The sequence below is a fragment of the Amycolatopsis sp. PSD-21 genome (assembly GCF_055561455.1).
This window is the reverse complement of the sequence record NZ_CM145712.1, coordinates 2,886,077-2,901,717: the sequence shown is the minus strand read 5'-3', so window position 1 is coordinate 2,901,717 and position 15,641 is coordinate 2,886,077. Positions and strand designations below refer to the sequence as shown.

The window sequence follows — 15,641 nt, the reverse complement described above, 5'->3', positions numbered from 1 at the left end:
TGACACTGTGCCACATTCCGTCTCCCGCTCCGTTAGTACGCATGGGTGACGACCCGGACGTGACCATGCGTGCCCGCCCGGTCACGGATACCGCCGATCCGACGAAATGGCGGGAATCGTGATCCTCGGCGTGCCAGGTCCCGTACACCAGAACATGGGTACTTCCGTACGATCCATAGCCGTGACACGCACGGACCCCACGCTGGTGGGCACTCTGCTCGAGGGCCGCTACCGGGTGGACAAGCTGCTCGCACGCGGTGGGATGTCGTCGGTGTACCGCGGCGTCGACACCCGCCTCGACCGCCAGGTCGCCATCAAGATCATGGACCCGCGGTTCGCCGACGACAGGTCGTTCGTCGAGCGGTTCGAGCGGGAGGCCAGGTCGGCGGCCCGGCTTCATCATCCCCACGTGGTGGCGGTGCACGACCAGGGTTTCGACACCCCCGGCGGCGAGGAGTCCGGCCGCGCGTTCCTGGTCATGGAGCTCGTCGACGGCGGGACCCTGCGCGAACTGCTCGCCGAACGCGGTCCGCTGGACATCGCGCTCGCGCTGAGCATCACCGAACCCGTCCTGTCCGCGCTGGCCGCGGCGCACGCCGCCGGCCTGGTGCACCGCGACGTCAAACCGGAGAACGTCCTGATCGGCCGCGGCGGCACGGCGCTTTCGGGCGGCGTGGTCAAGGTGGGCGACTTCGGCCTGGTCCGCGCGGTCGCGAGCGCGGGCACCACCAGTTCGAGCGTCATCCTCGGCACCGTCGCCTACGTCTCGCCCGAACAGGTCGCGACCGGCGCGACCACCTCGCGCGGCGACGTCTACTCGGCCGGGATCCTGCTGTACGAAATGCTCACCGGACGCCCGCCGTACACCGGCGACACCGCGCTTTCGGTGGCGTACCGGCACGTCAACGACGACGTCCCGCGCCCGAGCGAGCTGCGGCCGGGTATCCCGCCGCAGCTGGACGAGCTGATCCTGCGCGCCACGCGCCGCGACCCCGAGCAGCGTCCGGCCGACGCCGCGGCGTTCCTCGCCGAACTGCACCATCTGCGCACCGTCCTGGGTGTCCCGGCCGTCCCGGTGCCCGTACCGCTGCCCGCGGACGCCGACCGGGAGACCGACGCCGAACGCACCACCCCCGGTATCCCCGCCGTCCCGGCGGCGAACCCGGCCTTGGCGACGACGGTGCTGGCCCCGGTCGCCGAGGCGACCATGCCGGTCACGGGACCGCGCGGAACGCAGGCACTGCACCGCGAACCGCATATTCCCGCCACCCAGCCGCCCCGCACGCCTCCGCCCCGGCCCCAACCGGCCGCGGACGGCGAGCAGCCTGGGTCCCGCAAGCGGCTCTACGTCATGATCGCCGCCGCGGTACTGGTCCTCGGCGGCCTGATCGGCGCGTTCGCCTTCATCCTCAACGACACCGGTCCGACGTCGTCGTCCGTGCCGAAACTGGCGGGGATGAACCAGGCCGCCGCCGGCGACGCGCTCCGCTCGGCGAAGCTGACCCCGGCCTACACCGAGGAGTACAGCGACACCGCCGCCCAGCACACGGTGATCCGGTCCGACCCGGCCGAGGGCTCGTCGCTCGCCCCGGGTTCCACGGTCAACGTCGTGCTGTCGAAGGGCCGTCCGATCGTGCCGGACATCCAGGCCGGGACGAGCCCGCAGGACGCGGAGACGGCGATCAAGGCCGCGCAGCTGACCCCGGTCCAGGGCGAGCAGGAGTACAGCGACGTCGCCAAGAACAAGGTGATCCGCGTCGACCCGAGCCCCGGTTCGCAGCTGAACATCGGCGGGCAGGTCACGATCATCCTGTCGAAGGGCCCCGAGCCGCTGCCGCCGGTCCCGGACGTCACCGGGCAGAGCAAGGACGCCGCGTTCCAGATCCTGCAGCAGGCGGGCTTCCAGCCGTTCCAGGCGGGCGAGGAGTTCTCCGACCAGTTCGCCGCCGGCCAGGTGATCCGCACCGACCCGAAGGGCGGCGGCAAGGCGAGCAACCGCCGCATCGGGGTGTTCGTTTCGAACGCCGTCGAAGTACCGAACGTGACGTTCAAGCGGATGGAGGAGGCGTTCCAGATCCTGCGGCAGGCGGGGCTGGAGCCCGACCGTCAGGGTCGCGGAAACGGCAACGGGAACGGCGGCGGAAACGGTGGTTTCGACTTCGTCCTGGAGCAGGATCCGAAGCCGGGCACGAAGGTGCCGAAGGGCACGAAAGTGAAGCTCAAGGGCTTCGGGTGACGCGAAAGGTGCGGTGAAACCGTTCAGTACCGGCGTGGTCATCGGATACCGTGAAGCGCATGGTGGTCGTTGACGGCGTGAGCGGCAGGTCGGACAGGTTCACCCCGCGTTCTGCCGCGCCCGGTCCACGATGAGCTTCTTCACCGACGCTCCGCGCAACCGCCCCCTGTTCCCGGTGCCGGAACAGGAGCTGTTCGGCTACAACGGCCGCCCCTGGGTGGAGACGCCGCACGAGTACATCGTCCCGGCGATCCTGCCCTGGTCGATGCCGCTGGGGCGCGCCGAGCGGACCATCGTGGCGCTGCGCGGTATCGAGGTGTGGCCCGAGTCCGTGTCGTTCCAGCTGTCGGTGTACTCGCGTGACCTGCTGCTGGACGAACCCGGCGAAGGCCTGATCGACCATCGCCGCGTCCCGGACTACAACGCGCTGCTGGTCGGAGTGCTCTTCCCCGACGGGAGGCGCGCCAGTTCGGAGACCATCTCCGTGCCGTCGGCCACCAAACCGGATCAGCCGGTGCTGCGCGCGCAGGGGCTGGGCGGTACGGCGTTCCACGTCGACCACGAGATCTTCCTGTGGCCGCTGCCGCCCGACGGGCCGCTGGAGCTCATCGTCCAGTGGCTCGACCGCGACATCGAGGAGACGCGCACCGCGCTCGACGGCACCGCGATCCGTGACGCCGCCAAGGAGGCCGGCGAGATCTGGCCCGGCCTGCCCGCGCGGGAGGCGCACGGGCTGCCGGTCCGCCGGGTCGGGGCCCAGGCGATGATCACCCCGGCGTGGCCCCGCGAATCGCAGGGGCCGCCGCCCCTGCCCCAACCGCCCTTGCCCCAGCCGAAGCGCGCGCCTTCGCCACCCGCCGAGGCAGCCGCTCAGCCGCGGCGCGGCGCTCCGCTGCCCACCCGGCTCCCGCGCCGGGCCCGCTGAGGGTCCGCAACTCGTATCTCGCGTGATCCTGGCCGTATCTCGCGTGATTGAAGCCGTAACTCACGAGTTACGCCTTCAAGCACGTGAGTTACGGCTTCAATCACGTGAGTTACGAGTTCAGCGGAACGCGTCGACGTTCGCCACCGCCCACTCCGCATAGGTGACGCCGGGCCGCCCGGTGAGTTCCTGCACGACGCCTGTCGGCGTGTCGGGGTTTTCGGTGAAGTACGCGAAGCCGTCGAGGAGCCACTCGGCGATCTCCGCCGGGATCCCGGCGGCGGCCCACTGCTTGTTCGCCTTCTCCCGGGTCAACTCCTCGAAGACCACCTCCTCACCGAGCGCGGCCGAGATGGCGGCGACCTGTTCGCGCTGGCTGATCGCCGTCGGTCCGCTCAGCGTGTGCTTCTTGCCGACGTGCCCGTCGGTCAGGATGACGTGCGCCGCGACGGCGGCGATGTCCGCGAGGTCGATCGGCGTCATCCGCGCCTCGGGGTAGGCCTCGCGGACCACGCGCTCGGCCTTGATCGTCTCGGCCCAGCCGAGAGTGTTGTTCATGAACGCGCCCGGCCGCAGGAACGTCCAGTCGAAGCCCGCCTCACGGACGGCCTTCTCGATGATCGCGTAGTCCACACCGCTCGAGTTCTCCGCCGGGTCGTCGGCGTTGCTGCCGGACAGCGCCACCACCCGGCGCACTCCGGCCTCCTTCGCGAGCTTCACGAAGTCGTCCACCTTGGCCGCGAGCGGCGCCAGGTACACGGTTTCGATGCCTTTCAAGGCTTCCGGCAGGGTCTCCGGCTTGCCCAGGTACCCCTTGGCGACCTCCACCTGCGCGGGCAAGGCCGCCTTCGCCGGGTTGACGGTCAGCGCCCGCACCGGCGCCCCGGCCTCCACCAGTTCGTCGACGAGCAGCCTGCCGACGCTTCCGGTCGCACCGGTCACCAGGATCGTCACGATTCCCCACTCCTTTTCGTACGCCCTACGGGATAAACTTAACCGTACCGCATACGAGAATGTAGAATCCAGCTTCACGGCCGAGTGGAGTGTGGATGGACTTCGAGCGCAGCCTCGAACTGTTGTGGCGTGACCGCGGCGAAGCCCGGCAGCCGACCAGGGGGCGGAAGCCGAAACTGACCCTCGACCAGGTGATCGCCACCGCCGTCGCGCTCGCCGACAGCGCGGGCGAGGCGACCGTGTCGATGAGCCAGATCGCCAAGAAGCTCGGCGCCGGCACGATGACGCTCTACACCTACGTCCCCGGCAAGACGGAACTGCTCGACCTCATGGTCGACTCCGTGCTCGCCGAACGAAACCTCCCCGGCCCCGGCGATCCGCGGCCGGACGGCTGGCGCGAGCAGGTGCGGCTCTACGCCGACCGAACCCTGGCCGTCTTCCGGGCGCATCCGTGGCTGCGCTCGACGTCGATGGTGCGGCCGGTGCTCGGCCCCGGGCTGATGGCGGGCCAGGAGTACGTGATCGCGGCGGTGTCGGACATCGGGCTGGAGCCGCGCCAGGCGGCCGCGGCCGCGAACAGCATCGAGATCTACGTGCAGGCCAACGCGACGCTGTTCGCCGAGACCGCGCAGGTCGAACAGGAGACCGGGCAGTCGACCGACGCCTGGTGGGGGCAGCGGTCGGTGTTCTGGGAAAAGTACTTCGACGTGGAACGCCATCCGGCGATGACGCGGATCTGGGAAAGCGGCGGCTACGACGCGGACACCTGCGAAGCCGCCGACGAGACCTTCGCGTTCGGCCTGGAACGTCTGCTGGACGGCATCGAAGCCCTCGTCACCCGCTGACGCCGCCGCATTTCGTCCTCTGGATGCGGTAGTTCGTATCACCAACTACCGCATCCAGAGGACGAAACGCGTCAGGAGACGGTCGGCAGGTCGGGGGCCGAGACGTCGAAGACCTTGCCCTCGCGGGTGAGCAGCGCGGCCAGGACCTTCGCCTTGCGTTCGGTGTCGGCCGAGGTCCCCCACCGCACGGTCTTCCCGTCGGCCAGCGCGAACTCGACACTTCCGGGGGTCTTCGCCGTCGCGGTGGTCACCTGCTTGAGCAGCTGCTGCGGGATCACCCCGAGGACGCCGGTGACCGCGCGGGTCACCGGGTCGTCGGCCGACACCGACGGCAGCTTCAGCTCGGGTAGCCCGGCGGGCCGCTCCTTGACGGTCTTGAACACCACTCCCCCGCCGTCGACGAGGTGCACGCCGTCGCCGCCGGGCCCGCTGTCGAAGAACGCGATCGCGGTCCGTTCGGTCACCGTGATCTCGAGGGTGCTCGGCCAGGACCGCGAGACGTCGACGGTCGCGATCCCGGGCATCTGCGCCACCCGGTCGCGGATCTCGTCGGTGTCCAGGCGCAGCATCGGCTTCTGGTCCGGTACCGCCGCCGCGGCGCGGACCTGGTCCGCGGGCACCGAACTCGCCCCGACGACATCGACCTGCTGCACGCCCAGCATCGAGCTGAACCACAGCAGGTACACGAGGGCGACGACGGTCAGCACCGACAGCAGCGCGACCCAGCGGCGCCGCATCTCCTTGTGCCGCGCGGGCCGGGCGGTGCGGCGGCGGTCGTACACCGACCGCCTGCCGCGCCGTTCCTTCAAGCGCTGAGTCCGCTCAGCGCGGTCCGTGCGCGGACGCCGACCGGGTTCGGCCGGGCGGCGGCGTTCCCCGGTCTGCGGCATGGCTACCCTGCCCGCCGGTCCAGTTCGGCCAGGATCTCCGGGCCGAGCTGCGTGACGTCGCCGGCGCCCATGGTCACCAGCAGGTCACCGGGTTTGACCAGATCCGCCGCGAGCTTCGCCGCGACGTCGAACGCGGGCTGGTAGTGCACCGGGACGCCGGAGATCTGGTCGGCGATGAGCGCGCCGCTCACGCCGGGCTCCGGCTTCTCGCGCGCCCCGAAGACGTCCAGCACGACGACCTCGTCTGCCAGCGACAGCGCGGCCGCGAACTCCTTCGAGAACGTCTTCGTGCGCGAGTACAGATGCGGCTGGAAGACCACGATGACCCGCCCCGGGCCCGCGGCGGTCCGCACCGCGCGCAGCTGCGCGTCGACCTCGGTCGGGTGGTGCGCGTAGTCGTCGTACACGCGGACGTCGCCCGAGCGGCCCTTGAACTCGAACCGCCGCCGGACGCCGCCGAACGCGGCGAGCCCTTCGGCCAGCCCCTCGACCGGCGCGCCGAGCTCGATCCCGGCCAGCAGCGCGGCGATCGCGTTCAGCGCCATATGCTCGCCCGGCACCGCGACCCGCAGGACGATTTCCTCGCCCCGCAACGAGATCCGGACGACGCCGCCGTCCGGGGCTGGCGCGAAGTCCAGGATCTTGGCGTCGTCGGCGCCGGTGACGGAACGCCCGTAGCGGCGGACACGGATGCCCTGCTCGGACGCCCGCGCGCCCAGCTCCGAGGCGCCCTCGTCGTCACCGCAGACGATCAGCAGCCCGCCCGGCACGATCCGGCCGAGGAAGTCGCTGAACACCGAGACGTACGCCTCGGCCGTGCCGTGGTGGTCCAGGTGGTCCGGCTCGACGTTGGTCACCACGGCGACCGACGGCGAGTAGGCCAGGAACGACCCGTCGCTCTCGTCGGCCTCGGCGACGAAGATCCCGCCTTCGCCGTGGTGCGCGTTGGCGCCCGACTCGTTGAGGTCGCCGCCGATGGCGAACGACGGGTCGAGACGGCACTGCTGCAGCGCGACGGTCAGCATCGACGTCGTCGACGTCTTGCCGTGCGTCCCTGCGATGCAGGCGACGCGGTGCCCCTCCATCAGCCCGGCCAGCGCCTCGGCGCGGTGCAGCACGGTGATCCCGCGTTCCCGCGCGGCCACCAGTTCCGGGTTGTCGTCCTTGATCGCGGTCGACACGATCACCGAGGACGGGCCTTCGGGGAACGCGTCGAGGTTCTCGGCGCGCTGGCCGACGGCGATCTCGGCGCCCTGGGCCCGCAGCGAAAGGAACGCGCGCGACTCCTTGGCGTCGGATCCGGACACCTGGGCCCCGCGGGCCAGCAGGATCCGGGCGATACCGCTCATCCCGGCGCCGCCGATCCCGATCAGATGGGCACGCGTCAGCGTGTCGGGGAGTTGGTCAGGCACCTGCGGCCTCCAGCACGATCTTGGCAAGGGTCTCGTCGGTCCGCGCGATAGCCCAGTCCGGCCGCGGCCGCGCCCCCGATCCGTTGTCAGGCACCTGCGGCCTCCAGCACGATCTTGGCAAGGGTCTCGTCGGCCTCGCGGTGGCCGAGGCCGACCGCGGCCGCACTCATCTTCGCGACCCTGTCGGCGTCGGAAACCAGCGGGATCACCAGCTCCGCGACCTTGGCGGGGGTGAGGTCGGCGTCGTCGACCATCAGCCCGGCACCGGCGTCGACCGCGGGACGGGCGTTGACCGCCTGTTCGCCGTTGCCGTAGGGCAACGGGACGAACACGGCGGGCAGGCCGACGGCGGACACCTCGGCGACGGTCATCGCGCCGGAGCGGCACAGCACCGCGTCGGCGGCGGCGTAGGCCAGGTCCATGCGCTCCAGGTACGGCACCGGGACATACGCGGGCCGCCCGGGGAACTCCTGGACGACCAGTGTGTTCTTCGGCCCGTGGGCGTGCAGGACACCGACACCGGCGTCCGCGAACTCCTTGGCGGCGCCCGAAACGGCATTGTTGATCGACACCGCGCCCTGCGAACCGCCGAAGACCAGCAGCGTCGGGGCGTCGGGGTCGAGCCCGAAGTGCTCACGGGCTTCGGCGCGCAGCCCGGCCCTGTCGAGCGAGGTGATGGAGCGGCGCAGCGGAATGCCGATGACCTCGGCCTTCGCCAGCGGCGTCCCCGGGACCGCGACGGCGACGCGGACGGCGAACCGCGCGCCGACCTTGTTCGCCAGACCCGGCTTCTCGTTGGCCTCGTGCACCACGATCGGCGTGCGGCCGCGCGCGGCGAGGTACGCCGGGAGCGCGACGTACCCGCCGAAGCCGACGACGACGTCCGCGCCGACCCGGTCCAGGACCTCACGGGTGCGCTTGACCGCGTCGCGGACCTTCAGCGGCATCTTCAGCAGTTCGGGTGTCGGCTTGCGGGGCATCGGCACCGGCGGGATCAGCTCCAGCGGGTAGCCGCGCGCCGGGACGAGCTTGTTCTCCAGCCCGCGCTCGGTCCCGAGCGCGATCACCTTCGCGTCGGGACGCAGGCGCATCACCGCGTCGGCGAGGGCGAGCGCCGGTTCGATATGCCCTGCGGTACCACCGCCGGCGACCACGACCACCGGTGCCTTGCCGGCGACCTCGCCTGCGGCGCCACCTCTGACGGGGTTGTTCACCTATGACCTCTCCGGTTTGCGGTACCCCGTTTCGCGGTACCGCGGTTCGCCGCCGTTCGCGCGGCCGTCCTCCTGCCGGGTTCCCGTACCGAACGGCGGCGCTCCTGAGCGGGCGAAGGCCTCGCCGTCCTCGGCGCGGGCCTCGCCGCCTTGGCGGCGCCTCCCCTGGCCGCGGTGCCCTTCCGCTTGGCGGGCGGGCGGTACGGCTCGGGCGCGGGAAGCCTCAGCAGGCGTCCGAATTTACCCGGCCCCTGCGAACGCAGTGCGGCCACCGCCTCCGGTTCGTGCCGGGCCGCGTTGGCGAGGATCCCCATGATGAGCATGGTGATCACCAGCGACGTCCCGCCGTAGGAGATCAACGGCAGCGTGACCCCGGTGACCGGCAGCAGGCCGACCACGTAGCCGATGTTGATCCCCGCCTGCGCGACCAGGAAGACGGTCAGCGTGCCGGACACGATACGGATCCACGGGTCGAGGTTGCGGGTGGCGATCCGCAGGCCGACGACGGCGACCCCGGCGAACAGCCCGAGCACCACCACGCAGCCGATGAAGCCGAGTTCCTCGCCGATCAGGGCGAAGATGAAGTCGTTCTGCACGTTCGGCAGGTAGCCCCAGTTGGACTGGCCCTGGCCGAGGCCCTTGCCGAACATCCCGCCGTCGGCGAGCGCGAGTTTCGCCTGGTTGGCCTGGAAGCCGTCCGCGCTGGTGTCGGGGTCGCCGGAGACGAACGACATGACCCGCGCGAGCCGGTACGGCGCGATGATCGCCAGCACCAGGACCCCGGCCAGGCCACCGGCGAGGATGACGCCGAACAGCCGTTTCGGCGCGCCCGCGAACCACAGCAGGGCCATCAGCACCACCGCGAGGGTGATCGTGCCGCCGAGGTCGGGCTGCATCATGACCAGCGCGAACATCAGCAGTGCGATCGGCACGACCGGGACGAGCAGATGGCGCCACTGGTTGATGATGTTGTACTTGATCACCAGGATGTGCGCGCCCCAGAAGGCCAGCGCGACCTTGGCCGCCTCGACCGGCTGGAAGGCGAATCCGCCGAGCCGGAACCAGCCCTGCGAGCCGTTGACCTCGGAGCCGAGCGGGGTCAGCACCAGCACGAGCAGCCCGAGGCAGACCACCGTCGCCGTCGCCGACAGCCTCCGGACGCGTTCCAGCGGGACCCGCAGCCCGACCCAGAACACCACCGCGCCGATCGCGACGAACATGAGGTGCTTGCTGAACTGGGCGTACACGCCGGTGCCGGTCTTGGGGTTGTACGAAGCGACCGAAGACGCGGACAGCACCATCACGATGCCGATCACGGTCAGCACGCCGGTGAGCGCCAGGACCAGGTGGAACGAGGCGAGCGGCCGCGAAAGCCAGGCCGTCAGCGCGGTACGGAAGGCGACGAACGGGCTTTCCTTGCGCTCACGGCGCTTGCGGGGCGGGGCGTCGCGCTTTCTCTCCTCAACCGCCGTCACTGGTCTCCCCCGCACCGTCGCGCAGGACACGGACCGCGCTCGCGAACGCGTCGCCGCGTGCGCCATAGCTCGAGTACATGTCCAACGACGCCGCGGCGGGGGCCAGCAGCACCACATCTCCAGGGCGCGCCAGGGCTCGGGCCGCCTTCACCGCCGCAGTCATGGTGTCATCGTCACCCGAAGGGAGGCTGTTCACCGGGACATCCGGCGCGTGTCGCGCGACAGCGGCGGCGATCACGGGTGAATCGACGCCGAAGAGCACGACTCCGCGCAGCCGCCCGGCGATCGAACCGACGAGTTCGTCCACGGAAGCGCCCTTGAGCTGGCCACCGGCGATCCAGACGACGTTCAGATGGGCGCGCAGCGAACCGCTCGCCGCGTGCGGGTTGGTCGCCTTGGAGTCGTTGATGTACCGGACGCCGTCGATCTCGCCGATCTCCTCGGCCCGGTGCGGGGCGGGCCGGTACTCGCGCAGGCCCTTGGCGACGTCCTCGCCGGTGACGCCGTACGCGCGGGCCAGCGCGGCCGCGGCGAGCGCGTTGGAGACGTTGTGCGGGCCGGCGGGCCGCACGTCGGCCAGCGTGCCGAGTTCGTCGGCGCTGGTCGCCGGATCGGCCACGAAAGCACGGTCGACCAGCAGGTCTTCCACGATCCCGAGTTCGCCGGGGCGCGGGGTGTCCATGCCGAAGGCGATACGGCGGGCGTCCGCGGGCGCGTGCTCGTCGGCGAGCCGGACGGACCACTCCTCGTGGAGGTTGCGCACGACGTTCCGGGAGTGGGTGTGGACCCGCCCCTTCGCGGCCGCGTACTCCTCCATCGAGCCGTGCCAGTCGAGGTGGTCCTCGGCGAGGTTCAGCACCACCGAGGCGAGCGGCGCCAGCGTCGACGACCAATGCAGCTGGAAGCTCGACAGCTCCACGGCGAGCACCTCGTGCCCGGCCCGCACCGCGTCGAGCACCGCGAAACCGACGTTCCCGCAGGCCACGGCGTCGACACCGGCGGTGCGCAGGATCGACTCCAGCATCCCGACCGTGGTGGTCTTGCCGTTGGTGCCGGTGATCGCGAGCCACACCGGCGGCTTGTCGCGCAGCTGCCCGACGCGCCATGCCAGCTCGACGTCGCCGATCACCTCGATCCCCGCCTCGGCCGCCGCCACCAGCAACGGCGACGTCGGTTTCCAGCCGGGGCTGGTCACGACCAGCTCGACACCTTCGGGCGGCTCCGTCAGGCCCGGCACCAGGTCGGCGCCGAGCCCTTCGAGTTCCGCCAGCCGCTCGGCGTTGCCGTCGGTGACGGTGATCCGCGCGCCCAGATCCGCCAGGACGGGGACGATGGACTTGCCGGTGACCCCGGCTCCGGCGACGAGGACGTGACGCCCGGCCAGTTCCACTTGCTAACCCCCGAGACCGAGCTGCTCGCTGTAGAACAGGCCGAGACCGAACATGCAGCAGATGGCCGAAAGCAGCCAGAACCGGATGATGACGGTGGTTTCGGCCCAGCCCGCGAGCTCGAAGTGGTGATGGAACGGCGCCATCCGGAAGAGCCGGCGCCGGGTCGTGCGGAACACCGCGATCTGCGCGACCACCGAGATCATCTCGACCATGAACAGACCACCGATGACGATGGCGAGCAGTTCGGTGCGGGTGGTCATCGACAGACCGGCGACGAGGCCACCGAGGGCCAGCGAACCGGTGTCCCCCATGAAGATCTTCGCCGGTGCCGCGTTCCACCACAGGAAGCCGACACAGGCTCCCGTCGCCGCGGCGGCCACCACGGCCAGGTCCAGCGGGTCACGGACGTCGTAGCAGGCGGCCTGCGGGGTGACCGCGCACGAGAGGCGGGTCTGCCAGAAGGCGATGACGACGTAGGTCGCCAGCACCATCGCCGCGGTGCCGCCGGCGAGACCGTCGAGGCCGTCGGTGAAGTTCACCGCGTTCGACCAGCCGGAGATCACGATGTAGCAGAAGATCACGAAGAACACCGACGGGAAGGTGATCAGCGCGAGGTCCCGCACGTAGGACAGGCTCTCCGACGCCGGGGTGAGCCCGCGTTCGTCGGCGAACTGCAGCGCCAGGATCGCGAAGGCGATCGTGACCACGAGCTGGCCGACCAGTTTCGCGGTCTTGTTCAGGCCGAGGTTGCGCTGCTTGCGGATCTTGATGAAGTCGTCGAGGAAGCCGACGAGGCCGAGGCCGACGGCCAGCAGGAGGACCAGCAGCCCCGAGGCGGACGGGCCGCCGGTGCCGTTGCCGCCGCTGAGCGCGCTGATCAGATGCGCCACGAAATACCCGACGACCATCGCGACGATGATCGCGACACCACCCATCGTCGGGGTACCGCGTTTGGATTTGTGTCCCTGCGGTCCTTCCTCCCGGATCTCCTGGCCGAAGCCCTGCCGGGAGAACACCCGGATCAGATAAGGAGTGAGGAGGATGGAGACCAGCAGGCCCGCCGCGGCCGCGATCAGGATGCTGATCACGCGTCACCACCGTTCGAGCGTTCTTGAGAGGGGGAAGGGGCTACTACAGGGGATTCAGCGTCGGTCACGGGAGCGGCGAGCACGGCGTCGGCGACTCGCCACAGGGCGGCGGCCTTGGACGCCTTCACCAGCACCACGTCTCCCGCGCGGAGCTGATCATGCAGCAGGGCGATGGCGGCCTCGACGTCGGGTACCAGTACCGACTCCTCGCCCCAGGAACCCTCCTGCTGCGCGCCCTGATGGGTCGCCGCGGCCGCCTGGCCGATGACGACGAGCTTGTCGATGTTGAGCCGGACGACGAGCCTGCCGATGCCGTCGTGCGCCTCGACCGAGTTCTCGCCGAGGTCGCCCATCACGCCGAGGACGGCCCAGGAGCGGCGGTTCGCGCTCATCGACGCGAGCGCCTTGAGGGCGGCGCGCATCGACTCTGGGCTGGCGTTGAAGGAGTCGTTGAGGACCGTGACGCCGTCGGCGCGGGTGGTGACCTCCATGCGGCGTTCGGAGCGCCGTTCGAGGCTCGACAGGCGGGCCGCGACCTCCTCGACCGTCGAGCCCATCTCCAGCGCCACGGCGGCCGCGCTGAGCGCGTTCGCGACGTGGTGCTCGCCGTAGAGCGGCAGCTTGACCGGCGCTTCGCCGCTCGGGGTGACCAGCCGGAACGACGCGCGCGCTTCGCCGTCGAGGGTGATGTCGGCCGCGCGGACCTGCGCGGACTCGCTCTCGCCGACGAACACCACGCGGGCCTTCGTCCGGCTCGCCATGGCCGCGACGTACGGGTCGTCGAGGTTCAGGACCGCGACACCGCCGTCCTCCGCGCTCGGCAGCGCCTCGACGAGTTCGCCCTTGCCCTTGGCGATGCCCTCGCGGGAGCCGAACTCGCCGACGTGGGCGGTGCCGACGTTGAGCACGACCCCGATCCGCGGCGGCGCGATGGCCGCCAGTTCGGCGATGTGGCCGGGCCCGCGGGCGGAGAGCTCCAGCACGAGCTGCCGGGTCGAGTCGTCGGCCCGCAGCGCCGTCCAGGGGTGGCCCAGTTCGTTGTTGAACGATCCCGGCGGCGCCACCGTCGGGCCGAGCGGCTCCAGCAGCTGGGCGATGATGTCCTTGGTCGAGGTCTTGCCCGCAGAACCGGTGACCCCGACGACGGTCAGGTGGTCGCCCGCGAGCTTCTGGATCACGTGCCGGGCGATCTTGGCGAGCGCGGCCAGCACCGCGGCACCCGCCCCGTCCTTGTCCGAGACCAGGGCGAAGGCCCGCTCGTGCCCCTCGCCGGCCTCCAGCGGCGGGACGATCACGGCCGGGGCGTCGACCTCGCGGGCGGCGAGCACCGCGACGGCGCCCGCCTCGACGGCCCGCGCGGCGAAGTCGTGACCGTCGACCTTCGCCCCGGGCAACGCGATGAACAGACCGCCGGGAGTGACCTCACGGGTGTCGAATTCGACGCTTCCGGTGACCTGGGCGGTCCCGTCGGTCCGATGCAGCCTGCCGCCGACGATGGCGGCGATCTCGGCCAGGCTGAGCACGATCACTCTGACTCCAGACGTCTGCGGATGGCGGAGGCCAGCTCTTCCCGGTCGGAGAACGGGTGCACGACACCCTGGACCTCCTGGCCGGTCTCGTGACCCTTGCCCGCGATGAACACGATGTCGCCGGGCCGGGCCAGCTCGACCGCGTGGATGATGGCTTCCCGGCGGTCGGCGATCTCGACGATCTCGCCGCCGAGGGCCGGTCCGGCGTTGCGGGCACCGGCCAGCATCGCCGCCCGGATCGCGGCCGGGTCCTCCGAACGCGGGTTGTCGTCGGTCACGATCAGGACCTCGCTGCGCCGGACCGCCGCCTCGCCCATCACCGGGCGTTTGGCGGTGTCGCGGTCCCCGCCGCAGCCGAGGACGGTGATGATCCGGCCCTCGGTGCGGGCACGCAGCGCGTCGAGCCCCTGCGCGACGGCGGCGGGCTTGTGCGCGTAGTCGACGACGGCGGTGAACGGCTGGCCGAGGTAGACCCGCTCCATCCGGCCCGGCACCTCGACCGCGGCGAGCCCGGCGACGATGGCGTCGAGCGGGACACCGGCGGTGTTCAGGATCGCGGCCGCGAGCACGGCGTTCGCCACGTTGAACTCGCCCGGCAGCGGGATCTTCGCCGCGGCGGTGAGGCCTTCGGGTCCGTGGAGGGTGAAGGTCTGCTCCCCCGCCGGGGTGGGGGTCAGGTCGGTGGCGCGCCACAGCGCGTCCGTGCCCGGCTCGGTGGACACGGTGACCGTGTGCGGGGTGAGGAGTGCCTGGCCCCAGGCGCTGTCGACGACGACCACCTCGGCGGTGGACCGGCCGTCGAACAGCAGCGACTTGGCGGCGAAGTACTCCTCCATGTCCTTGTGGAAGTCCAGGTGGTCTTGCGAGAGGTTGGTGAAGGCGCCGACCGCGAAGCGCGTGCCGTTGACCCGGCCCAGCGACAGCGCGTGGCTGGAGACCTCCATCGGGACGTGCGTGACGCCGCGCTCGACCATCACCGCGAGGAGGGCCTGCAGATCCGGCGCCTCGGGGGTGGTGAAGCCGCTGGCCAGCCGCTCCCCCGCGATCCGGGTCTCCACCGTGCCGATCAGCCCGGTGGTGAGCCCGGCCGCCTTGAGCCCGGCGTCGACCAGGTACGACGTCGTGGTCTTGCCCGACGTCCCGGTGATACCGAGGACGGACAGCTCCAGCGACGGCTCGCCGTAGATCCAGGCGGCGATCTCGCCGAGGGCGGCCCGCGGGTCCGGGTGCACCAGGATCGGCACGCCGGCGTCGCGGAGCACGGGGCGCTCGGCGCCGGCCTCGTCGGTGAGCACGGCGGCCGCGCCGGCCGCGATGGCCTGATCGCTGAAGTCCGCGCCGTGGGCGCGGGCGCCGGGAAGCGCGGCGAAGAGGTCGCCGGGGAGGACGTGCTGCGCGCGCAGCGTGCTGCCCGTGACCGTCAGCTCGGCCGCGGCCGGGTAGTCGTCGCCGCCCACCACGAGCCGCGCGCCCGCCCTGGCGAGCAGCGTGCCCAGCGGCATCGGCTCGATCCTGGCCGGGCGAGGGGGTGCGGCGACGGCCTTGACCGGGCTGTCCGGGACCTGGGCAGCCGACGCGCCGGACCCGCTTTCGACGGCGGGACCGCTGCGGGGATCTGAAGTAGGCACCGACACAGCAAAGGAGGTTACCGGCGCGGCATTCGGGTGACTGAAGCGGTGCGGGGT

The 15,641-nt window shown here is 71.2% G+C and carries 12 protein-coding genes; 3 read left to right on the top strand and 9 right to left on the bottom strand.

Translation table 11 applies throughout. The features are described 5' to 3' along the window. The first annotated feature begins 181 nt into the window (after positions 1 to 181). A complete protein-coding gene (locus ACZ1DY_RS14055; RefSeq protein WP_257488068.1) occupies positions 182 to 2,236 on the top strand; it encodes a PASTA domain-containing protein in 2,055 nt (684 codons plus the stop codon). Between the two features lie 130 nt (positions 2,237 to 2,366). Beyond that, positions 2,367 to 3,161 carry a hypothetical protein gene (locus ACZ1DY_RS14050; RefSeq protein WP_465484626.1) on the top strand — a complete coding sequence of 265 codons (795 nt, stop codon included), beginning with the start codon at positions 2,367 to 2,369 and terminating at the stop codon, positions 3,159 to 3,161. Between the two features lie 117 nt (positions 3,162 to 3,278). Here ACZ1DY_RS14050 and ACZ1DY_RS14045 read toward each other — a convergent pair whose 3' ends face one another. Continuing rightward, positions 3,279 to 4,112 carry an NAD(P)H-binding protein gene (locus ACZ1DY_RS14045; RefSeq protein ID WP_465484625.1) on the bottom strand — a complete coding sequence of 278 codons (834 nt, stop codon included), beginning with the start codon at positions 4,110 to 4,112 and terminating at the stop codon, positions 3,279 to 3,281. 95 nt (positions 4,113 to 4,207) lie between these two features. On the opposite strand from ACZ1DY_RS14045, the gene ACZ1DY_RS14040 reads away from it, so the two are divergent. After that, positions 4,208 to 4,957 carry a TetR/AcrR family transcriptional regulator gene (locus ACZ1DY_RS14040; RefSeq protein ID WP_126734963.1) on the top strand — a complete coding sequence of 250 codons (750 nt, stop codon included), beginning with the start codon at positions 4,208 to 4,210 and terminating at the stop codon, positions 4,955 to 4,957. Positions 4,958 to 5,028: 71 nt separating this feature from the next. On the opposite strand, the gene ACZ1DY_RS14035 is transcribed toward ACZ1DY_RS14040, so the two are convergent. From ACZ1DY_RS14035 to ACZ1DY_RS14000, 8 genes are all read right to left on the bottom strand, one after another. Further along, a complete protein-coding gene (locus ACZ1DY_RS14035) occupies positions 5,029 to 5,847 on the bottom strand; it encodes a cell division protein FtsQ/DivIB (RefSeq protein WP_465484624.1) in 819 nt (272 codons plus the stop codon). Positions 5,848 to 5,849: 2 nt separating this feature from the next. Next, a complete protein-coding gene (gene murC, locus ACZ1DY_RS14030; RefSeq protein ID WP_465484623.1) occupies positions 5,850 to 7,259 on the bottom strand; it encodes a UDP-N-acetylmuramate--L-alanine ligase in 1,410 nt (469 codons plus the stop codon). An 86-nt stretch (positions 7,260 to 7,345) separates the two neighbouring features. Beyond that, positions 7,346 to 8,473, bottom strand: coding sequence for an undecaprenyldiphospho-muramoylpentapeptide beta-N-acetylglucosaminyltransferase (gene murG / locus ACZ1DY_RS14025; protein ID WP_126734966.1), 1,128 nt, complete (start codon positions 8,471 to 8,473; stop codon positions 7,346 to 7,348). Beyond that, a complete protein-coding gene (ftsW, locus tag ACZ1DY_RS14020; protein WP_126734967.1) occupies positions 8,470 to 9,948 on the bottom strand; it encodes a putative lipid II flippase FtsW in 1,479 nt (492 codons plus the stop codon). Before ftsW ends, murG begins: the two co-directional genes overlap by 4 nt. Continuing rightward, positions 9,935 to 11,338, bottom strand: a complete 1,404-nt coding sequence (gene murD / locus ACZ1DY_RS14015; RefSeq protein ID WP_465484622.1) for a UDP-N-acetylmuramoyl-L-alanine--D-glutamate ligase — start codon at positions 11,336 to 11,338, stop codon at positions 9,935 to 9,937. Before murD ends, ftsW begins: the two co-directional genes overlap by 14 nt. 3 nt (positions 11,339 to 11,341) lie before the next feature. Next, a complete protein-coding gene (gene mraY / locus ACZ1DY_RS14010) occupies positions 11,342 to 12,427 on the bottom strand; it encodes a phospho-N-acetylmuramoyl-pentapeptide-transferase (protein WP_016332673.1) in 1,086 nt (361 codons plus the stop codon). Then, positions 12,424 to 13,956: a UDP-N-acetylmuramoyl-tripeptide--D-alanyl-D-alanine ligase gene (locus tag ACZ1DY_RS14005; protein ID WP_465484621.1), complete on the bottom strand. Its 1,533-nt coding sequence runs from the start codon at positions 13,954 to 13,956 to the stop codon at positions 12,424 to 12,426. The genes mraY and ACZ1DY_RS14005 overlap by 4 nt, the downstream gene beginning before the upstream one ends. Further along, entirely contained in the window at positions 13,953 to 15,458 is a 1,506-nt protein-coding gene (locus ACZ1DY_RS14000; RefSeq protein ID WP_465485656.1) for a UDP-N-acetylmuramoyl-L-alanyl-D-glutamate--2,6-diaminopimelate ligase, read from the bottom strand. Before ACZ1DY_RS14000 ends, ACZ1DY_RS14005 begins: the two co-directional genes overlap by 4 nt. Between the last annotated feature and the right edge of the window lie 183 nt (positions 15,459 to 15,641).